The sequence below is a fragment of the Kineococcus rugosus genome, assembly GCF_050871975.1.
Taxonomy (GTDB): Bacteria; Actinomycetota; Actinomycetes; order Actinomycetales; family Kineococcaceae; genus Kineococcus.
In genome coordinates, this window is record NZ_JBJLSJ010000006.1 from 123,733 (window position 1) to 143,615 (window position 19,883).

Sequence of the window (19,883 nt, forward strand, 5' to 3'; positions counted from 1 at the left end):
ACCAGCAGGACCGAGACCAGCAGGACCGAGACACCGACGTCACCACGGAGCTGAGATGTCCCACACCCTCAAGGCCGCCACCTCGACCCCCACCACGTTCGCCGGCGACGACGCCGTCGCCGGGACCGTGCGCGGGATCATCGCCGACGTGCGCACCCGCGGCGACGAGGCGGTGCGCGAACTGTCCGCCCGCTTCGACCGCTGGGAACCGGCGTCCACCCGCCTGAGCCCCGAGCAGGTCGACGAGATCGTCGCCACCCTGCCCCAGCAGGTCGTCGACGACATCACGACCGTCCAGGCCAACGTCCGCCGCTTCGCCGAGGCCCAGCGCGCGTCCATGACCGACATCGAGGTCGAGACCGAACCCGGGGTGTTCCTCGGGCACCGGCACCTGCCCGTCGCCGCCGTCGGCGCGTACGTCCCCGGCGGCCGCTACCCCCTGACCGCCTCCGCGCACATGACCATCGTCACCGCCAAGGTGGCCGGGGTCCCGCGCGTCGTGGCCTGCACGCCCCCCATCCGCGGCGAGGTCCCCGCCGCGACGATCGCCGCCATGCACCTGGCCGGCGCCGACGAGATCCACGTCCTGGGCGGGGTGCAGGCGGTCGCCGCCATGGCCGTCGGCACCGAGAGCATCGCGCGCGTCGACATGCTCGCCGGCCCGGGCAACGCCTACGTCGCCGAGGCCAAGCGGCAGTTGTTCGGCGAGGTCGGCATCGACCTGTTCGCCGGGCCCACCGAGATCCTCGTCGTCGCCGACGACAGCGCCGACCCGTTCGTCGTGGCCGTCGACCTGCTCTCCCAGGCCGAGCACGGCCCCGACTCCCCGGCCGTCCTCGTCACCACCAGCGCCGAACTCGGCCGCCGGGTCCTGGAGCACGTCGAGCAGATCCTGCCCGGGATGCCCACCGGCGACATCGCCGGGCCCGCCTGGCGCGACCACGGTCAGGTGATCGTCGCCGACGACCTCGACGAGGCCTACCGCATCGCCGACGGCTTCGCCTTCGAGCACGTCCAGGTCCTCACCGCCGAACCCCGCCTGGCCCTGGAGAAGATGAACGCCTACGGGGCGCTGTTCCTCGGCGAGGGCACCTGCGTCTCTTACGGGGACAAGGTGATCGGCACCAACCACGTCCTGCCCACCCGCGGCGCCGCGCGCTACACCGGGGGGCTGTGGGTCGGGAAGTACCTGCGCACCGTCACCTACCAGGAGGTCCGCGACCAGGACGCCTCGGCGCGGCTGGGGACCCTGTGCGGGCGGGCCGCGCGCGTCGAGCTGTTCGAGGGCCACGCCCGGTCCGGCGACGTGCGCGCCGCCAAGTACGCCGGCGCACCGCTGACCTGGAGCGACCACTACCAGGGCGCCCCCGCCTGAGGGAAACCCCTCCCCCCACCGATCGACGGAGATCCGCGATGGAGCAGACCCCACCCACCCCTCAGCAGTTGCGCCGCCGGTCCCTGCAGTCCGGGACCATCGGCGCCGTCGTCGAGTGGTACGAGTACACGATCTACGGGACGGCCGCCGCGCTGGTGTTCGGCACGCTGTTCTTCCCGAACCTCTCCAGCGGCGTCGGGCAGATCGTGTCCCTGGCCTCCTTCGGCGTCGGGTTCCTGGCCCGGCCGCTGGGAGCGGTCGTCGCCGGTCACCTCGGCGACCGCATCGGGCGCAAGTCGACGCTCATCCTCACCTTCTCGGTGATGACCGTCGCCACCGCCGCCATCGGCCTCATGCCCACCTACGCCCAGATCGGGGTGGCCGCGCCGCTGCTGCTGTGCGTGCTGCGTCTCGCGCAGGGTTTCGCCGTCGGCGGTGAGTGGGGCGGGGCCGCGATCATCGCGGTCGAGAACGCCCCCCGGGACCGGCGGGGTTTCTTCGGCGCCTGGCCGCAGATCGGCGTCTCCGCCGGTCTGCTCCTCGGCACCGCCGCGGTCTCGCTGTCGGCCTGGGTCTCCGGCGACGCCTTCGAGACGTGGGGGTGGCGCCTGCCGTTCCTGCTGGCGATCGTCCTGGCCGCCGTCGGCCTGGTGATCCGCCTGCGCGCCACCGAGAGCCCCGCCTTCCTGGCGGAGAAGGCCAAGATGGACGCCGAGGTGGAGCAGCGCAAGGCGCCCGCCGTCGTGCTGTTCCGCGAGCACAAGCGCCCGCTGCTCGTCGCGATCTTCGGCCGGTTCGCCGAAGCCGGGAACTACTACCTGTTCACCACGTTCGTCCTCTCGTACGTCACCACGAACCTCGGCGCCCCGCGCAGCTACGGCCTCGTCGCCTCCATGGCCGGGGCGGCCGCGAACATCGCGCTCATCCCCGTCTTCGGGGCGCTGTCGGACCGCATCGGGCGGCCCCGGACGTTCCTCATCGGCGCCGGGATCATCGCCGTCACCACCTGGCCGGTGTTCGCGCTCGTGCAGACCGGGCAGTGGTGGGCCATCACCCTCGGGGTCGTCGTCTTCATGGCCCTCGGGCACGCGATGGTCTACGCGCCGCTGCCCGCGCTGTACTGCGAGATGTTCCCCACCGCCGTGCGCTACTCCGGCATCTCCATCGGGTACCAGATGGCCTCGATCCTGCTGGCCAGCTTCGCCCCCGCCCTCGCCGCCGCGCTCGTCCTGTGGGCCGACGGCAGCCTGTGGGCGGTCGCCGTGTTCGCCATCGCCTGCACCCTCGTGGCGATCGTCGCGGTCTCCTTCGCCCCCGACCGCCGCCACCTGGAACTGGAGGAGATCGGCGTGACGACCCTGCCCGGCACCGGCGCGGTGAGGACCCCGTGAGGGCCCCCGGCGACGTCGTCGGCGGCCGCACCGCCCTCGTCACCGGAGCCGGCCACGGGCTGGGGCGGGCCATCGCGCTCGCCCTGGCCGGGCACGGCGCCCGGGTCGTCCTCGTCGGCCGCGCCGAGGACGCGCTGCGCCGGACCGCCGCGGAGATCGGCCCGGCGGCGCGGGTCGCGATCTGCGACGTGTCCGACCCCGCCTCCGTGGACGCCCTCGCCGCCGACCTGGCCGACGAGTCGATCTCCATCGTCGTCAACAACGCCGGCGTCGCCGGCCCCGTCGCCGACCTCGTCGACGTCCGGCCGGACGAGTGGGACGAGGTGTTCGCCGTCAACGTGCGCGGCACCTACCTGGTGTCCCGCGCGTTCCTGCCGCCGATGCTCGCGCGCGGGTCCGGGGACGTGGTGAACATCGCCTCCGTCAGCGGCAAGCGCCCGCTGCCCGGGCGCACGCCCTACACCGCCTCCAAGATGGCCGTCCTCGGGCTGACGACCACCCTCGCGCACGAGGTGGGCCCGCGAGGGGTCATGGTGAACTCGATCTCCCCGGGGCCCGTCGCCGGACCGCGCATGGAACGCAACTTCGCCCGCGAGGCCGAACGTTCCGGGACGACGCCGGAACAGGCCGAGGCCGAGTTCGTGTCCCGCGCCGCGCTGCGGCGCATGGTCACCGAGGAGGAGGTCGCCACCGCCACCGTCGCCGTCCTGTGCGTGCCCGGGCTGTGCGGCGCCGACATCGACCTGTCGGCGGGCATGGTCGCCCGCTGAGCCGGGCCGGTGCGCCGCTCACACGCCCGCCAGCGTCACCGTCCGCCCGGTGGCGGCCGACTCCTGCGCGGCCAGGACGATGTCCAGGGTGCGCATCCCGACGGCGAGGTCCGGCTGCGGCTGGCTCCCGGTGCGGACCGCGTCGAGGAACGTGGCCAGGACGGCCTCGTCCGTGTCGGCTCCGTACGGCAGCTGGATCGGGCGTCCGGTGCGGCCGTCCAGGCCGCGGACGGAGGGGCCGAAGAAGTCGACGTCCACCGTTCCCCCGGTGCCCGCCACGCTCAGCTTGAGACCGCCCCACGTGGGAGCGGTGTCGGGCTGGCTCCAGGAGCAGTCGATGGCGGCGACGACACCGTCGGTGTAGGTGACCGTCACCAGCCCGGCGGTCTCGGCGCGCGCCCGGTCGGCGTGCAGGACGCGGTTGGTGACGGCGGTGACGGAGGCCGGCGCGCAGCCGCGCAGCGCTTCGAGCAGGTCGGCGATGTGGACGACGTGGTCGGTGAGCGCGCCGCCGCCGGCCAGTTCGGGGTCGGTGAACCAGGACCGCGACGTCGGGAGCATCCCGTTGTTGCTGCCGCGCACCGAGAACACCTCTCCCAGACCGCCCCCGTCGTGGGCGGCCCGGAGCCTGGCGAAGGAGCTGGAGAACCGGACGGGGAAGGCCATCATGAAGACGGTCCCGGCGCGCTGCACCGCCGCTGCGATCGCGAGGGCGTCCTCGCGGGTCGTGGCGAGCGGTTTCTCGCACAGGACGTGCGCGCCGGCCGCGGTGGCCCGTTCGACCAGCTCCCGGTGCCGGGAGGTCTCCGAGGTGATGACGACGGCGTCGGGGCCCCAGGCGAGCAGTTCCTCGTAGGTGTCGACGTGGCCGACCCCGAGCCGGTCGGCGAGCTCGCGCCCGCGCAGCTCGCCGTCGGCGGCGTGGGGGCCGGGGTCGCTGCTGAGGAGCTCGACCCCGGGTGCGCGCTTCAGGACCTCGACGTACCCGGCGGCGTGGACGTGGGCGAAGGACATGACGGCGACCTTCACGGGGGCCGGCTCCGTGGGCATGATCAACCTTCCGCGGGGGTCGTGGTGGGGGTCAGCGCGACCGGCTGCCCGGTGTCGATCGAGGCGAGGGCGGCGTTGCCGATGCGGACCGCCTCGGCCCCGTCGGCGGCGGTGACCCGTGCGGCCGGTCCGCCGGAGAGGGCGCCGATGAACTCGCGCAGTTCCACGTAGTAGGGGCTCTCGGCGGGGTCGACGTCGGGCATGAGCCCCCCGCTGCCGGGGGCGGTCCGCAGGTCGGCGCTGAAACCGCGCTCGGCGGCGGAGTCGTGGCTGAGGGTGCCGAGCGTCCCGGCGACGGAGAACGACGTCGTGAAGGCGAGGTGCGGCGGCCCCCAGATGCCGCTGACCTGGCTGATGGCCCCGGAGGCGTGGGTGAGCAGGACGTGGGCGCCCGCGACCGGCTCCTGCGCGGTCCCCGCGGTCCGGGAGACGGCGGACACCTGGACGACCTCCCCGGCGACCCAGCGGGCGATGTCGAGGTCGTGGATCATCTGGTCCAGCACGATGCCGCCGGACAGGGCGACGTCGGCGAACCACGGGGTGCGGGTCGGGTACGCCCCGGAACGGGAGAAGCGCAGCACCGCGAGGTCGCCGAGCCGCCCGGAGTCCACGCTCGCCTTGAGGTGGGCGTACTCGGGGAAGAAGCGGACCACCTGCGCCGGGTACAGCGTCCGGCCCAGGTCCGCGGCCAGGGCCGTCAACGCGGCCGCGTCCTCGTCGGTGCGGGCCAGCGGCTTCTCGGAGATGACGTCCTTGCCCGCGCGCAGCGCCGCGGCGACGTAACCGGCGTGGGTGAACGTCGGGGTGGCGACGTCGACGACGTCCACCCGTTCGAGCAGCTCCTCGAAGGAGGGGACGACGGTCCCGGCGCCGTGGGCGGCGACGAGTTCCGGAGCACCCACCTCGGAGAAGACGACGACCTCACGGCCGAGGTCCAGCAGGGCGGGCATGTGGGCGTGGCTGATGACTCCGGCACCGACCAGGCCGATGCGCGGCCGGCGATCGGTGGTGGTGGCGGGGTTCTCCTGGAGCAGGGTCACGGTCGTCTCCCGGTCAGCCGGCCAGCGCGGCGCGGGCGTTGGCGGCGGCGGTGGCGATGGCCTGCTCGGGGGTCTGCTGCAGCAGCATGGCCTTCTCGATCTCGGTGCTCAGCGCGGCGCTGACCTCGGCGTACTCGCTGATCGAGGGCCGCGTCCGCGCGTACTCGAGCTGGTCGACGAACACCTTGATGTCGGGGTCGTCGGCCAGGTAGTCGGCGTAGGCGGCCGAGGTGGTGGTCGCCTGGTTGGTGGGCAGGAACCCCGTGGCGATGTCCCACTCCGCCTGGACGTCGGGCTGCAGCCACCACGACAGGAACGCCCACGCGCCGGACTGCTTCTCGTCCGTGGTCTGCAGGATGTAGGAGACGTTGGTGCCGGTGTTCATCGCGGGCTGGGTGATCCGGGGGAAGGTGAAGACCCCGACGTTCTCCTTCCCCAGGCCCTCGCGGACGACGCCGAGGTTGTAGGCGCCGCCGATGAACATGGCGTACTCCTGCGCGATGAAGCCGGGGAACCCCTGGTTCTGGTTCGAGTCGGCCATGCTGGAGGGGTAGGCGTGCCCGGCGGCGACGATGTCGGTCCAGGTCTTGAGGGCCGTGACGCCGGCGGGGGTGTCGAAGGCGACGTCGCTGTTGTCCGCGGTGAGGAACTCCCCGCCCGCGCTCCACAGCATCGACTGCCAGGTGAAGGACGTCCACTCCCCGTAGCCGCCGCTGCCGATGGGCAGGTAGATGCCGTAGCGGTCCGCGGTGGTGAGCCGTCCGGCGACGTCGGCGAGTTCGGCCCACGTGGTGGGCGGGGTGGTGATCCCGGCCTCGGCGAACAGGGCCTTGTTGTAGAACACGGCGTAGTCGCCGCCGTCGGTGGGCAGCGAGTACAGGGTGCCGTCGAAGGTGGACGCGTCGAGCATCCCCTGGGGGATGGCGGCGCGGTCCAGCGGGGTCTTGCCCGTGCCGAGCAGGTCGTCGAGGGCGACGACCTTGCCCGTCTCGATGACCTGCCCGAGGCCCGAGGGGTTGCCGTTGCCGAGGACGAGGTCGGGTCCCTGGTCGTTGGTGATGGCGTTGACCAGGCGCGGGATGAACTCCACCTCGGTCCCGGGGATGAACTGCGCGGACACGGTGTAGTCGGCCTGCGCGTCGTTGAACTGGGCGATGAGCTCGTCCAGCTTGGTCGCCGCCTCGGCGGTGCTCTGGTGCCAGACCGAGATGGTGGTCCGGCCCTCGGAGTCACCGGTGTTGCCGGTGACGGAGCCGCCGCTGCAGGCGGCCATCCCGAGCGCGGAGGTGCCGGCGGCGAAGGACAGGAACGTTCGGCGGGGGAGTCGGCCCTGGGGGCGGGAACGCACGGGGAACCTCCGGTGGGGTGGGCGGGGCGGGCGGGGCTTGCGGGCAGGTCAGCGCAGGCCGGTGGCGATGGCGCTCACGATCTGCCTCTGGAAGACGAGGAAGACGACGAGGACGGGGATGACGGCGAGGGTGGAGCCGGCCATGAGGACGTTGAAGTTGGAGGCCCCCTCCTGGGACTGCAACTGGCTGAGGCCGATCTGCACCGTGAACATCTCCGTGCGGGTGACGGCGATGAACTGGAAGAAGAAGTTGTTCCAGTTGTAGACGAACGACAGGATCGTGAAGGCGCCGATCATCGGCCCGGCCATCGGCACCATGATGCCGACCAGCCGGCGCCACACCCCCGCACCGTCGACGCGGGTGGCGTCCTCGATCTCGGAGGGGAAGTTGGAGAAGAACTGTCGGAAGAGGAAGGTGCCGAGGATCGAGGGGACGTTGGGGATGATCAGGCCCTGGTAGGTGTTCAGCCAGTTCAGCTGCGACAGCAGGCTGATGAGGGGGGTGAAGACGATCTCGAAGGGGACCATCAGCGCCGCGAGCAGGACGACGAAGAGGACGTTGCGGCCGCGGAAGCGCAGGCGGGAGAAGGCGTAACCGGCCATCAGGCTGGTGACGACCTGGCCGGCGGTCGCCAGGACGGCGACGACGGTGCTGTTGAGGTAGTAGCGGCCGAACGGGGCGGTGCGGAAGACGTCGACGTAGTTCTCCCACTGCCACTGCTCGGGCAGGAACGTGGGGGGCGAGGCGAGCGCCTCGGCGGAGGACTTGAAGCTGGTGAGGATCATCCACAGGAAGGGCCCGAAGAAGACGACGGCCGCGACGGTGAGGACGACGTGGCGGGCGACGGCGACCGTGGTCCGGCGTCGGCCCCCGACGCGCCCGGTGGTGTGCGTCGCCGGGTCGTGGCGGGTCGTGGGTGCGGGGCTGGCGAGTGTCACGGGTTCCCTCCCCTCAGGACAGTTCGACGGTGTCTCGGCGGTTCAGGACGAGCAGCTGCACGAGGGTGACCGCGATCCCGATGAGCAGCAGCACGACCGACGCGGCCGTCGCGAGGCCGCCGTTGAAGAACACGAAACCCTGCTGGTAGATCCAGTGGATGACGGTGGACGTGCTGCCGAGCGGACCACCACCGGTGAGGACGTACACCTGGGTGAAGACCTGCAGGGCGCCGACGATCCCGGTGATGGCGAGGAACCCGCTGGTGGGGGCGAGCAGCGGCAGCGAGATGGAGAAGAAGCGGCGCACCGCACCGGCGCCGTCGATCGTGGCGGCCTCGTGGTAGCTGCTGGGGATGCCGGAGAGCGCGGCGGAGTAGATGACCATCATGTACCCGACCTGCTGCCAGATCGAGAAGACGAGGACGGAGACCATCGCCCACGGGGTGGTGGTGAGGAAGGCGATCGGGCGGGCCCCGAAGAGCTCGACGACGGAGTTCACGAGGCCGCCGAGGGGGGTGAGCAGGTAGGTGAAGATCAGGGCGCTGCCGACGGTGGGGGCGATGTAGGGCGTGAAGATGAGCGCCCGGTAGACCGACCGACCGCGGAAGGGGGTGTTCAGCAGCGCGGCCAGGAACAACCCCACGGCCATCGACACGGGGACGACGACGAGGACGTAGAGGCCGGTGTGCCCGAGGGCGGAGAGGAACCCGCCGGTGTCGGTGAGCGCGGCGTAGTTGTCGAGCCCGACCGCGGAGGGGACCTCGGGTGAGGCGGGGTTCCAGTCGGTGAAGCTGAAGACGACGGTCTGCGCGAGCGGGTAGAGATAGAAGATCGCGAGCAGGACCGTGGTGGGGGCGACGAGCACGTAGCCGGCGCGGCCCTCGCGCTCGTGCAGGCCGGCTCCGCGCCGGGGTGCGCGGACGGGCGGTCGGGCGGCCACGGCGGAGGCCATCAGCGCGCTCCGGTCCTGGACGGGTCCTGCGGTCGCCTCATGGCTTTCTCCTCACTGCGCTGTTCCACCGTCGAGAGGTCTCCGAGGTCGGGCTGCGGTGCCCGGCGGCGACGGCTCTGAAGCTAGGTGTGTGCTGTTTCCGGCGTGTGAAGGTGCCGTTGCTCGAAGGTTACTCTTCGACGCTCGAACGAAGTCAAGCGTTCTTCGGCTCTTTCTCGTCGGTGGTGGGCTATCGTTCCGGCATGAGCACGGCACCCGGCGTGCGGCGTCTGGACGGTTCCGGATCGCCGGGCGACGTCTTCCAGCTGCTGCGCGAAGGCGTGGCCACCTCCCGCTCCGCCCTGGCCCGCGCGACGGGCCTCGCCCCCTCGACGATCTCGCTGCGGGTGGAGCAGCTGCGCCGTCAGGGACTCGTCGTGGAGGACGGCGACGAGGGTTCCCGCGGCGGGCGACGAGCTCGCCGCCTGCACGTCAAGGCCGACGCCGGGCTCGTCGCGGCCGCCGACGTGGGCGCGCACCACGTGCGGATCGGGGTCGCCGACCTCCTGGGCCACCGGCTCACCACCCGCGAACTCCCGCTCGACGTCGCCCAGGGCCCCGACGTGGTGCTGCCCGGGCTCTGGCGGGCCGTGCTCGAGGTCCTCGGCGGGGCCGGCCTGGACCCCTCCCGCCTGCTGGGCCTCGGGCTGGGGTTCCCCGCTCCCATCGACGCCACCACCGGACGGGTCGTCCTCCCCTCGGGCATGCCCGGCTGGCACGGCACCGACGTCCTGACCGCCTTCGGCGCCCTCACCGACGTCCCGGTGTTCGTGGAGAACGACGCCAACCTGGTGGCGATCGCCGCCCACGCCGCCGCCGGCCCCGGGGTCGAGCACCTGCTCGCCGTGAAGCTGGGCACCCGCATCGGCTGCGGCATCGTCTCCGCCGGCCGCCTGCACCGCGGAGCGGGCGGCGCGGCCGGGGAGGTGAGCCACGTCCCCGTCGCCGGCACCGCCGTCATCAGCTGCTCCTGCAGCGTCCAGAACTGCCTCGAGTCCGTCGCCAGCGGAGGCGCCCTCGTCCGGCGCCTGCAGCTGGAGGGCCACCCCGTGCAGGCCCCGGCCGACGTCACCGCGCTCGCCGCCCACGGCGACGTGCACGTCATCACGACGCTGCGCGACGCGGGGAACCTCGTCGGGGAGGTCCTCGCCGGGGTCGTGAACTTCTTCAACCCCAAGGTCGTCACCCTCTCGGGTGCCATGTCCGCGGCGGAACCCTTCGTCGCCGCGGTCCGCGGAACCCTCTTCCAGCGCTGCCTGCCCCTGACCGCCGGCGTGCTGGAGGTGCAGGTGACCACCGACGGAGCCGACGCCGGGCTCAGCGGCGCCCTGCGCCTGGTCCTGGAGAACGTGCTGTCGGCGGACCGCATCGACGGACTCATCCACCCCTGAACCCACCGGCGGGTGCCAGCCGCCGACGACCCCGACAGGTGAGGCGCCGTGACGACCCGTCCCCCGCAACTCCCCACCGGCGCCCCGCCGGTCCCCGCCGTGCTCGCCGTCGACGTGGGCGGGACCTCCCTCAAGGCCGCCGTCGTGGACGCCTCGGGTCGCCCGGTCCACCGCGAACGGCGCACCACCCGCACCGGCACCCGCGGAGTCGCCGACCTGACCCGGCTCCTCGGCGACCTCGCCGCCCACGCCGCGGCCCGCGGGTGGCGACCGGTGGCCGCGGGCGTCGTGACCCCCGGGGTCGTGGACGACACCACCGGCGTGGTGGAGTTCGCCGCCAACCTGCGGTGGCGCTCGGTCCCGCTGCGCGCCGAACTGGAACGGGCCACCGGGTTGCCCGTCGCCGTGGCCCACGACGCGCGCGCCGCCGGCCGCGCGGAGCACCTGCTGTCCCGGTCGCGCGCCGAGACGTACGCCTTCGTCCCCATCGGGACGGGGATCTCCGCCGCCGTCCTCACCGGGGGCACGCCCCTGGCGGGCGCGACCCGCTCGGCGGGTGAGTTCGGGCACGTGGCGGTCCACGACGGCGGGGAGGAGTGCGGCTGCGGGCAGCGCGGGTGCCTGGAGGCCTACGCCTCCGCCTCGGCGGTCCTCCGCCGCTACCTTGCCCGCGGCGGCCGGGGCGCCACCTCGGCCGCCGACGTCGTGGCCGCCCTGGGGCGCGACACCGACGCGGACGCCGTGTGGGCCGACGCCGTGGAAGCCCTCGCGATCGGCCTGCAGGGCATGACGATGCTGCTCGACCCCGAGGAGATCGTCCTGGGCGGCGGGCTGTCGCGGGCCGGGACGGCGCTGCTGGGGCCGGTGACCACGGCGCTGGAGGGACGCCTGGCGTGGCGCCCGGCGCCTCGGGTGAGCGCCTCCCGGCTCGGCCCCGCCGCGGGACGGGTCGGCGCGGCGCTGCTGGGTTTCGAGCGCGCCGGCCTCGCCGACCACGTCCACCGGTGGTCGGCGTCCGAGGTCTGCGGGCCGGACCCCGATCCCCGGCGCGTGGACGTCCCGGCGCCGGCAGCGGTGGACAGCGACGGGCAGGTCGTCGGGCGCTGAGGTGGCGTGCCCGGCCCGTGCGGCGCCGGCACCGACCTGCCGGCGGGCACGGTCGCCCGTCGAGGGCGACCCGCCGCGGCCGATGAGTTCCACCGCCGGGCGCGGTCGGGAGGTCGTCGTCGCAACGGAGGAGGAACCGGTGGACTGGACCCTGGAAGTCGTCGTGGTACCCGTGGCGGACATCGACCGGGCCAAGGCGTTCTACGCCGGGCAGGTCGGTTTCGCGGTGGACCACGACCGCACGCTCGGCCCGGGGCGGCGGGTCGTGCAGCTGACCCCGCCGGGGTCGGGGTGTTCCGTCGTGATCGGGGAGGGCGTGGTGCCCGCCATGCCCCCCGGGTCCCTGCAGGGGTTGCAGCTCGTCGTGGACGACGTCGTCCGCGCCCGCGCCGAACTCGCCGGGCGGGGCGTCGACGTCAGCGAGGTCCAGGCGCTCGACGGGGACGACGAGAAGGTCCGCCGCGGCGGTCGCGCGCTGGACGACGTGGGGTTCGCCTTCTTCCGCGACCCCGACGGCAACGGCTGGGCCGTCCAGCAGATGGCCGGGCGCCGCTGACGGCCCATCGCCGTCGACGGCCCGGGGTCCCACCGCTGCGCTGCGCGCTCACCGGTCACCCGGGGGACCGCCCACCCTGCGCGAACGGCTCGCGCCGGGCACCTCGCGTGGATCCCGCCGAACGGGTGCGGCTGCTCGACCGGTGCTCCCCCAGCACTGCTGCACGAGCTCGGCCGACGACAGCCGCACGCCACCACCGCCTCCCGGCGACCGGGCGGGACTGCCCGGCTGAGACCGGCCAGGCCGGGACCGACGGGCTCAGGCCCGGGTGCCGGGGGAGGTGTCAGTCGGCGCAGTCGTTGCAGATCAACTGCCCGTCGCTGCTGCTCCGGCCGGCGTGCAGCTGGCTGCGGTGCTTGACCAGGAAGCAGCTGGTGCAGGTGAACTCGTCCTGCTGGCGCGGCAGCACCCGCACCGCCAGCTCCTCACCCGACAGGTCCGCCCCGGGCAGCTCGAAACCCTCGGCGGCGTCGGCCTCGTCGACGTCGACGCTGGAGGAGGACGTCGTGTCCGTGCGGTGGGCCTTCAGCTCCTCGATCGAATCGGTGTCCAGGTCATCGTCGGTCTTGCGGGGTGCGTCGTAGTCGGTCGCCACCGGTTCCCTCTCCTCGCGTCCTGACGTGTCGGGCCACGTCGTGCCTCGACCACCCTGCTCAACCACGTCGGGGTCCTGGGCATGCCCGCGCCACGCCGCGTCCCCCGGCGCCCGTCGTGCTCGGTCCTGCGCCGGAGCCGGGAACAACACCCGGTCGGGAAGGGTTCTCACGAGGGCGAGTACACGTCGTCTGGCCCGGAGGCCGTCATGAAGTCGAACACCCACCCCACCTACGGTCCGGTCGCCTTCCGCGACAAGTCCGCCGGCACGACGTTCCTGTCGCGCTCCACGCTGAGCACCCGCGGTGACCTGCCGACGCAGACCGACGAGGACGGGACCACCTACCCGGTCTTCGACGTCGACGTCTCGGCGGCCAGCCACCCGTTCTGGACCGGCAACGCCCGCGTCCTGGACAGCGAGGGGCGTGTGGAGAAGTTCCGCCGCCGCTACGGCCGCCGCTGACCGGCACCGCCCCGAGGCCCCCGCACCGACAGGTGCGGGGGCCTTCGTCGTCCCCGCCACACCGCGGTGGACGACCCGGGCGCCGGTGAGGGTTCGAGCACGGTGGAGACTGACCGGGAGGTCCCACCCACCGCTCACCGTCCCGGGGTGTTCCCCGCGGCCCGCGCGACCAGCTCCCCGACCCGTTCCCACGTCGCCTCGTCCGCGTCCGTCGTCAGCGCGTACGACGTCGCCCACAACCCACCGGCCTCGTCGAGGTCGGCCTCCGGGCTGAACCCGAACGTCGAGTACCGGAGCTTGTCCACCTGCCCGCTGCGGAAGAAGCACACGACCTTGCCCTCCCTGGCGTACCCGGGTTGCCCGTAGTACAGCTTCGGCGCCAGGTCCGGCGCCGCCGTCGTGACGACCTCGTGCACCCGCCGGGCCAGCGCGCGGTCCCCGTCGGGCATCGCGTCGATCTTCGCCAGGACGTCCGCCGCGTCGGCCGCGGCCCGCTGCGCCGCCTTCTCCGCCGCGCGGCCGCGCCGGGCCTGCGTCTTCAGCTCGGCCGCCCGTTCCCGCATCGACGCCCGTTCCTGCTCCGAGAAACCCGCCTCCACCGCCACCCCTCCCTCGTCGTGGTCCCGCGACCGGGCCCACCCCGACGGTAGGACCGGTGCGGGCGCGGCGGCTTCTCCGATCCTGACCGGTGTCCCGGGCCGGGGTGGGCGCTCGTCAGCCGAAGCGGCGCACCAGGGTCCCGGGACCCTCCAGGTGCAGGGCCCCGGGGACCTCGTCGCGCTCTCCCAGCACCACGACGGTCTCCAGGCGCCGGTGGGCACCGAGGACGGCGGGGGAGCGGCGCACGCGGGGGTCCCGCAGGTCGAGGTCCTCCACCAGCAGCGGACGCCCCCCCAGGTGCGCGCGGGTCCGCAGCCGCACCGAGCCCCCGGCCTCCCCGCTGCGGCCGAGCACCAGCGTCTCGCGCAGCCGGGCCACGGCGCCGGCGGCGAGGTCGAGGTCGGTGCGGCGCTCGACGTGGGCGCCGTCGGCGACGACCAGCGGTTCGGCGTCCCAGCGCAGCCGGGCCCCGGCGTCCAGCCGGACGCGGGTGGTCCACGTCGCCGCCGGCCCGCCGCGGCCGTCGTAGGCGACGGTGGCCGCGACCTCCACGAGCTCCAGGGCGCAGCCCGGCCCGACGTGGACGTCGACCGCGACCCGGTCCCCGGCCAGCAGCAGCGCCCGGGCCCCGACCAGCGCGATGCGCACGGCGCGCCCGTCGGGGCTGCGGGACAGCAGCTTCGGGGCGAACGCGCCGGTGCGCAGCCGCAGCCCGCCGGCCGTGACGCCGACGCGGGTGGCGTCACCGGTGTCAGAGAGGGGGTCGGGGTCCGGCGCGTTCACGCGTGGCTGTGCACGGTCCCGTCGGCGTGGGAGTGCGGGGCCATCGGCCCGGGGTCGACCGGTTCGTGGCGGCCGGTGCGGAACTCCTGCAGCACCCCCAGCAGCCAGCCGGTGAGGTGGTCGATGGAGTGCCGGTCGGTGCGGGACAGGGCGATGACCGGCCGGCCGTCGCGGGCGGCGGAGGCGTCGGCGTGCATGCGCTGCACGTCGACCCCCACGTGGGGGGCCAGGTCGGTCTTGTTGACCACCAGCAGGTCCGCGCGCGCGATGCCGGGTCCGCCCTTGCGGGCCACGTCCCCGCCGCCGGCGACGTCCAGGACGAAGATCTGCGCGTCGACGAGCGCGGGGGAGAAGGTGGCGGTGAGGTTGTCCCCGCCGGACTCGACCAGCACCACGTCCAGGGGGGCGAAGTCGGCCTCCAGGTCCTCCACGGCGAGCAGGTTCGCGGTGACGTCGTCGCGGATGGCGGTGTGCGGGCACGCGCCGGTCTCCACCGCCCGGATCCGCTCGGGGTCCAGCACCCCGGCCGAGCGCAGGAACCGGGCGTCCTCGTCGGTGTAGATGTCGTTGGTGATGACGCCCAGGCGCAGCCGGGTGGACAGTTCCCGGCAGATCAGCGCGATGAGGGAGCTCTTGCCGGTGCCGACGGGGCCGGCGACGCCGAGGCGGAACGCGCGGGTCCCGGGGGTTCCGGGAGTTTCGGGGGTTTCGGGGGTTTCAGGGGTTTCAGGCATGGAACAACCTCATCGTGGTGGTGGTGTGCAGGAGGGAGAAGTGCTCGCTCAGGGGGCCCCCGGCGGCGGGGACCTCGTCGGGGTCGGTCAGGTGGGCGAGCTCGGCGACCAGGGGCTCGGCGACCTCGTGGGCGGCCAGCGTCCAGGTCACGGTGTCCACCGGGTCGGTGGGCAGCAGCTTCAGCGCGGCGGCGCTGACGGTGGCCGCCTCGTCGTGGACGCACAACCGGACGAGTCGGGCGGCGTCCAGCCCGGCGACGGCGGCCAGGGCCCCCAGCACCAGCGGGCGCGGCGGGGTTCGCCCGAGCGTGTCCCACACCGGGTGCGGCCACACCCGCCGCGCCGTGCGCAGGTAGCCGCGGCCCAGGGTGCGGGACGCCTCGCGCAGCGGGGGGCTGGGGGTGCGGGCCGCCCAGGCGTCCTGCACCGGGCCCAGGGGCAGGCCCGCCAGGGCGTGGTGGCGCGCGACGACGGCGGTGCCGGCCTCCACGGCCACCGCGGTGCGCAGCCGCCCGTGCAGGAACTCCGGCACGTCGCCCGGGCCGAGGCCGCCGTGGGTGACGGCCGGTTCCAGGCCCGCGGACTGGGTGTGCGCCCCCACGGGGAGGCGGGCGTCGGCCAGCAGCGCCAGCAGCAGGTCGGGGACGGCCATCAGAACAGCTGGTAGCGCTGGGCCAGCGGCAGTTCGGTGGCCGGGGCGGGGACGACGAGGTCGCCGTCGATCGTGATGGCGAACGTCTCGGGATCGACCTCGATCCGGGGCAGGGCGTCGTTGTGGACCATCTGCGCCTTGCCGACGCCGCGGGTGTCGCGGACCGCTTCCAGCGCGCGCCGCAACCCGAGCCGGCCCTCCAAGCCGTCCGCGAGCGCGGCGGGGGAGACGAAGCTGAACGAGACGTCCGCGCCGTTGGGGTGCGTGAGCGCCGGGCGCAGCAGCACCGGTTGCGGGGTGGGGATGGAGGCGTTGGGATCCCCCAGCGCGCCCAGGACGAGGGCACCGCCCTTGAGCACCACCGAGGGCCGGACGCCGAAGAACGCCGGGTCCCACAGGACCAGGTCGGCCAGCTTCCCGACCTCGACCGAGCCGAGCAGGTGGTCGACGCCGTGGGCGATCGCGGGGTTGATCGTGTACTTGGCGACGTACCGCTTGGCCCGCTCGTTGTCCGCGCGGGCGTCGAGGCCGCCGCGGGCGTGCTTCATCACGTGCGCCACCTGCCAGGTGCGGGTGATGACCTCCCCGATGCGGCCCATGGCCTGCGCGTCCGAACTCGTGATGGACAGCGCGCCGAGGTCGTGCAGGACGTCCTCGGCGGCGATCGTCGTCGCGCGGATGCGGGACTCGGCGAAGGCGAGGTCCTCCGGGACGGCGGGGTTGAGGTGGTGGCAGACCAGGAGCATGTCCAGGTGCTCGGGGACGGTGTTCACGGTGTGCGGCAGCGTCGGGTTCGTCGAGCCGGGCACCACGTTGGGGTGCGAGGCCAGGGTGATGATGTCGGGGGCGTGCCCGCCCCCGGCGCCCTCGGTGTGGAAGGCGTGGATCGAGCGGCCGCCGATGGCGGCGATCGTGGAGTCGACGTACCCGGCCTCGTTGAGGGAGTCGGAGTGCAGCGCGACCTGCAGGCCGAACTCGTCGGCGGCGCGCAGGGCGGCGTCGATGGCGGCCGGGGTCGAGCCCCAGTCCTCGTGGACCTTGTACCCGGCGGCCCCGGCGAGGGCCTGCTCGGCCAGGCCCTGCGCGCTGACGGTGTTGCCCTTGCCCAGCAGCAGCACGTTGACGGGCAGGTCGTCCAGCGCCCGGTGGGCCTGGGTCAGGTGCCAGGCGCCGGGGGTGACGGTGGTGGCCTTCGTGCCCTCGCTGGGGCCGGTGCCACCGCCGGCGATGGTGGTGATCCCCGACGCCAGGGCCTCGTGGACCTGGGAGGGGGAGATGAGGTGGACGTGGGTGTCGATGCCGCCGGCGGTGAGGATGCGGCCCTCGCCGGAGACGACGTCGGTGGACGGCCCGATCCGCAGGCCGGGGTGGACGCCGTCGGCGACGTCGGGGTTCCCGGCCCGCCCGATCGCGGCGATGCGCCCGTCGCGCAGGCCGACGTCGGCGCGGTAGATCCCGGAGTGGTCCAGGACGAGCGCGTTGGTGATGACGGTGTCGGGAGCGCCCCCGGCGCGGGTGGTGACGCCCTGGGCCATGGACTCGCGGACGGACTTGCCGCCGCCGAAGACGGCTTCCTCCCCGCCGGCGGTGAGGTCGGCCTCGACCTCGATCCACAGGTCGGTGTCGCCGAGGCGGACCTGGTCGCCGGTGGTGGGGCCGTACAGGGCGGCGTAGGCGGAGCGGTCGATCTCAACCATCGAGGGCACCGCCTTCCCCGAGCCCGGAGCGGTCGGTGCGCAGGCCCGGGACGCGGCGGTCCCCGCGCAGCGCGACGGCCGCCACGGTGCGGGCCACCCCGGGCTCGAAGCGCACCGACGTGCCGGAGGGGACGTCGAGCCGGAAACCCCGGGCGGCGGCGCGGTCGAAGCGCAGGGCGGGGTTGGCGTCGGGCAGGTGCAGGTGGGACCCGATCTGCACGGGCCGGTCGCCGGTGTTCTCCACGTGCAGCTCCAGGCGTTCGGCCGCGGTGCGGTCGGCGTTGAGGACGATCGTGCCGGGGCGGACCCGGACGGCCCCGGGGGCTTCCCCGGGACCGTCGCCGGCGGGGCCCTGGACGGGGTGGTGCAGGGTGACGAGCTTGCGCCCGTCGGGGAAGGTCGCCTCCACCTGCACGTCGTGCAGCATCTCGGCGACCCCGGGCATGACCTGCTCGCGGGTCAGGACGTGCCGCCCGGCCTCCATGAGGTCGGCGACCAGAGCGCCTTCGCGGGCGCGCTCGACCACCCAGGTGGACAGCAGGGCGACGGCTTCGGGGTGGTTGAGCCGGACGCCGCGCTGCAGGCGGTCGCGGGCGACCATGCCCGCGACCGCCAGGAGCAGCTTCTCGGTGTCGGCCGGGCTGATGTTCACGACGCGGACAGTAGCCCTTCGGGAGCAGCGCGGCGGGTGGGTGCGTCCACCGGGTTCACCGGGGCGAGGGGACGGCCGGTGCCGGTGCGGCGGGCAGCACGTGGTCGCCGACCTTGTCGGTGCTCAGGCACAGCGAGCAGACGACGTCGTCGTGGGTGAGGCAGGCGGTGACGTCGGGACGCTCGAAGTCCTGGCGGCACACGTGGCAGGTCATGACCGTGCCGGAGGGGTTCCCGTCGGCGTCGTACATCGGCTCGTCGAGGCCGTCGTCGGTGCGGCGCAGGTAGTACTTCCCCTTCGTGGCCAGGGCCAGGACCGGGGGGCAGACGACCGCCAGGACGATGGCGACCACGGGGGAGTAGGGCTGCAGGGTCTCGCCGAGGCCGCCGAAGAAGACGACGATCGACAGGCCCGCCGACAGCAGCACCGAGACGAACCCGACGGGGTTGACCGGGTACAGCATCCCGCGGCGGAACTCGGCCACGGTGGGGGAGATCTTCAGGATCCCCTTGTTGACGACGATGTCGGTGGCCACGGTGATGACCCAGGCCATCGCGCAGTTGGCGTAGAAACCCAGGACGGTGTTGAGGAAGTCGAACATGTTCGCCTCCATCAACGTCAGGGCGATGACGAGGTTCACGATCACGAACACGAGGCGCCCGGGGTAGCGCTTGGTCACCCGGGTGAAGGAGTTGGTCCAGGCCAGCGAACCGGAGTAGGCGTTGGTGACGTTGATCTTGATCTGGCTGATGACGACGAGGACGACGGCGAGGGCCATGGCGAGCCAGCCGGGCATCATCTCCTCGTACACGCCGAGGAACTGGTGCACGGGCTCGTTCGCGGTGGCGGAGGCCTGCGGGTCCAGGGAGGCGATGAGGTACACGGCCAGGAACAACCCGACCGCCTGCTTGAGGGCGCCGAACACGACCCAGCCCGGGCCGGCCAGGACGACCGCGGTCCACCAGCGGCGCTTGTTCTCCTCGGTGCGCGGGGGCATGAACCGCAGGTAGTCGATCTGCTCGGCGATCTGCGCCATGAGCGACAGGCAGACCCCGGCGGCCAGCAGCACCGACGCGGCGCTGACCGAGGAGCCCGAGCCGTCGGCGCCGGTGTAGGCGAAGAACCGGCCGACGGACTCGGGGTGGGTGGCGACGAGGTAGACGAAGGGGATGACCATGAGCACCAGCCACAGCGGGGTGGTCCACACCTGCAGCTTCGACAGCGCCTTCATCCCGAAGATCACCAGGGGGATGACGATGAGGGTGGAGACGGCGTACCCGATCCAGCGCGGGATCCCCAGGCCCAGTTCCAGGCCCTGGGCCATGATGGCGCCCTCGAGGGCGAAGAAGATGAACGTGAAGGTCGCGAAGATGACGTTCGTCAGGACCGACCCGTAGTAGCCGAACCCGGACCCGCGGGTGATGAGGTCGAGGTCGATGTTGTACCGGGCGGCGTAGTAGGCGAGCGGGAAACCGCTGACGAAGATGACGACCGCGGCCAGCGCGATGCCCAGCAGGGCGTTGGTGGTGCCGTGGGCGATGCCGATGTTGGCGCCGATGGAGAAGTCGGCCAGGTAGGCGATCCCGCCGAGGGCGGAGGTGGCGACCACGGCCGGGGTCCACCGGCGGTAGCTGCGGGGGGCGAACCGCAGCGTGTAGTCCTCCAGCGTCTCGGAGGTCGCGGCGCTGACGTGGTGGGCTCCCGCCACGGCGGGTGGGGCGCCCTCGGTGTTCTGGGTCATCACTGGCCT

The 19,883-nt window shown here is 73.4% G+C and carries 20 protein-coding genes; 7 read left to right on the forward strand and 13 right to left on the reverse strand.

Annotated features, from left to right (window positions below; all coding sequences use genetic code 11):
- Positions 1 to 55 precede the first annotated feature (55 nt).
- Genes hisD through ACRYM6_RS04915 form a run of 3 tightly spaced genes read left to right on the forward strand, consistent with a single transcriptional unit; the run spans position 56 to position 3,536 of the window.
- Positions 56 to 1,375, forward strand: a complete 1,320-nt coding sequence (gene hisD, locus ACRYM6_RS04905; protein ID WP_432541578.1) for a histidinol dehydrogenase — start codon at positions 56 to 58, stop codon at positions 1,373 to 1,375.
- Positions 1,376 to 1,413: 38 nt separating this feature from the next.
- Complete coding sequence (locus tag ACRYM6_RS04910) at positions 1,414 to 2,766, forward strand: MFS transporter (protein WP_432541579.1); 1,353 nt, start codon at positions 1,414 to 1,416, stop codon at positions 2,764 to 2,766.
- Positions 2,763 to 3,536, forward strand: coding sequence for an SDR family NAD(P)-dependent oxidoreductase (locus ACRYM6_RS04915; protein WP_432541580.1), 774 nt, complete (start codon positions 2,763 to 2,765; stop codon positions 3,534 to 3,536). Before ACRYM6_RS04910 ends, ACRYM6_RS04915 begins: the two co-directional genes overlap by 4 nt.
- Positions 3,537 to 3,554: 18 nt before the next feature.
- On the opposite strand, the gene ACRYM6_RS04920 is transcribed toward ACRYM6_RS04915, so the two are convergent.
- The 5 genes from ACRYM6_RS04920 to ACRYM6_RS04940 are packed head-to-tail and all read right to left on the reverse strand — an operon-like array spanning position 3,555 to position 8,865.
- Entirely contained in the window at positions 3,555 to 4,586 is a 1,032-nt protein-coding gene (locus tag ACRYM6_RS04920) for a Gfo/Idh/MocA family protein (protein ID WP_432541581.1), read from the reverse strand.
- 2 nt (positions 4,587 to 4,588) lie between these two features.
- The gene (locus ACRYM6_RS04925) at positions 4,589 to 5,626 is read right to left on the reverse strand and encodes a Gfo/Idh/MocA family protein (RefSeq protein WP_432541582.1); all 1,038 of its coding nucleotides are present in this window, start codon (positions 5,624 to 5,626) and stop codon (positions 4,589 to 4,591) included.
- A 13-nt stretch (positions 5,627 to 5,639) separates the two neighbouring features.
- Positions 5,640 to 6,974 carry an ABC transporter substrate-binding protein gene (locus ACRYM6_RS04930; protein ID WP_432541583.1) on the reverse strand — a complete coding sequence of 445 codons (1,335 nt, stop codon included), beginning with the start codon at positions 6,972 to 6,974 and terminating at the stop codon, positions 5,640 to 5,642.
- A gap of 48 nt (positions 6,975 to 7,022) precedes the next feature.
- Positions 7,023 to 7,913, reverse strand: a complete 891-nt coding sequence (locus ACRYM6_RS04935; protein WP_432541584.1) for a carbohydrate ABC transporter permease — start codon at positions 7,911 to 7,913, stop codon at positions 7,023 to 7,025.
- A 13-nt stretch (positions 7,914 to 7,926) separates the two neighbouring features.
- A complete protein-coding gene (locus ACRYM6_RS04940) occupies positions 7,927 to 8,865 on the reverse strand; it encodes a carbohydrate ABC transporter permease (RefSeq protein WP_432541585.1) in 939 nt (312 codons plus the stop codon).
- 242 nt (positions 8,866 to 9,107) lie between these two features.
- On the opposite strand from ACRYM6_RS04940, the gene ACRYM6_RS04945 reads away from it, so the two are divergent.
- From ACRYM6_RS04945 to ACRYM6_RS04955, 3 genes are all read left to right on the forward strand, one after another.
- The gene (locus tag ACRYM6_RS04945) at positions 9,108 to 10,295 is read left to right on the forward strand and encodes an ROK family protein (RefSeq protein ID WP_432541587.1); all 1,188 of its coding nucleotides are present in this window, start codon (positions 9,108 to 9,110) and stop codon (positions 10,293 to 10,295) included.
- Positions 10,296 to 10,343: 48 nt separating this feature from the next.
- The gene (locus ACRYM6_RS04950; RefSeq protein ID WP_432541588.1) at positions 10,344 to 11,402 is read left to right on the forward strand and encodes an ROK family protein; all 1,059 of its coding nucleotides are present in this window, start codon (positions 10,344 to 10,346) and stop codon (positions 11,400 to 11,402) included.
- Positions 11,403 to 11,541: 139 nt separating this feature from the next.
- Positions 11,542 to 11,958: a VOC family protein gene (locus ACRYM6_RS04955; protein WP_432541589.1), complete on the forward strand. Its 417-nt coding sequence runs from the start codon at positions 11,542 to 11,544 to the stop codon at positions 11,956 to 11,958.
- A gap of 283 nt (positions 11,959 to 12,241) precedes the next feature.
- On the opposite strand, the gene ACRYM6_RS04960 is transcribed toward ACRYM6_RS04955, so the two are convergent.
- Entirely contained in the window at positions 12,242 to 12,553 is a 312-nt protein-coding gene (locus ACRYM6_RS04960; protein WP_432541590.1) for a DUF4193 domain-containing protein, read from the reverse strand.
- A 207-nt stretch (positions 12,554 to 12,760) separates the two neighbouring features.
- On the opposite strand from ACRYM6_RS04960, the gene ACRYM6_RS04965 reads away from it, so the two are divergent.
- Positions 12,761 to 13,015 carry a type B 50S ribosomal protein L31 gene (locus ACRYM6_RS04965; RefSeq protein WP_432541591.1) on the forward strand — a complete coding sequence of 85 codons (255 nt, stop codon included), beginning with the start codon at positions 12,761 to 12,763 and terminating at the stop codon, positions 13,013 to 13,015.
- A gap of 134 nt (positions 13,016 to 13,149) precedes the next feature.
- On the opposite strand, the gene ACRYM6_RS04970 is transcribed toward ACRYM6_RS04965, so the two are convergent.
- From ACRYM6_RS04970 to ACRYM6_RS05000, 7 genes are all read right to left on the reverse strand, one after another.
- Positions 13,150 to 13,578 (reverse strand): DUF1801 domain-containing protein, encoded by a 429-nt coding sequence (locus tag ACRYM6_RS04970; protein ID WP_432541621.1) that lies wholly within the window; start codon positions 13,576 to 13,578, stop codon positions 13,150 to 13,152.
- A 151-nt stretch (positions 13,579 to 13,729) separates the two neighbouring features.
- The gene (locus ACRYM6_RS04975; RefSeq protein ID WP_432541592.1) at positions 13,730 to 14,398 is read right to left on the reverse strand and encodes an urease accessory protein UreD; all 669 of its coding nucleotides are present in this window, start codon (positions 14,396 to 14,398) and stop codon (positions 13,730 to 13,732) included.
- Entirely contained in the window at positions 14,395 to 15,132 is a 738-nt protein-coding gene (gene ureG / locus ACRYM6_RS04980) for an urease accessory protein UreG (RefSeq protein ID WP_432541593.1), read from the reverse strand. Before ureG ends, ACRYM6_RS04975 begins: the two co-directional genes overlap by 4 nt.
- On the reverse strand, positions 15,125 to 15,784 hold the full coding sequence (locus ACRYM6_RS04985; RefSeq protein ID WP_432541594.1) for an urease accessory protein UreF: 660 nt from the start codon (positions 15,782 to 15,784) through the stop codon (positions 15,125 to 15,127). Before ACRYM6_RS04985 ends, ureG begins: the two co-directional genes overlap by 8 nt.
- A complete protein-coding gene (locus ACRYM6_RS04990) occupies positions 15,784 to 17,481 on the reverse strand; it encodes an urease subunit alpha (protein WP_432541595.1) in 1,698 nt (565 codons plus the stop codon). Before ACRYM6_RS04990 ends, ACRYM6_RS04985 begins: the two co-directional genes overlap by 1 nt.
- A complete protein-coding gene (locus ACRYM6_RS04995; protein ID WP_432541596.1) occupies positions 17,474 to 18,133 on the reverse strand; it encodes an urease subunit gamma in 660 nt (219 codons plus the stop codon). The genes ACRYM6_RS04990 and ACRYM6_RS04995 overlap by 8 nt, the downstream gene beginning before the upstream one ends.
- Positions 18,134 to 18,188: 55 nt before the next feature.
- Positions 18,189 to 19,874 (reverse strand): purine-cytosine permease family protein, encoded by a 1,686-nt coding sequence (locus ACRYM6_RS05000; protein ID WP_432541597.1) that lies wholly within the window; start codon positions 19,872 to 19,874, stop codon positions 18,189 to 18,191.
- Between the last annotated feature and the right edge of the window lie 9 nt (positions 19,875 to 19,883).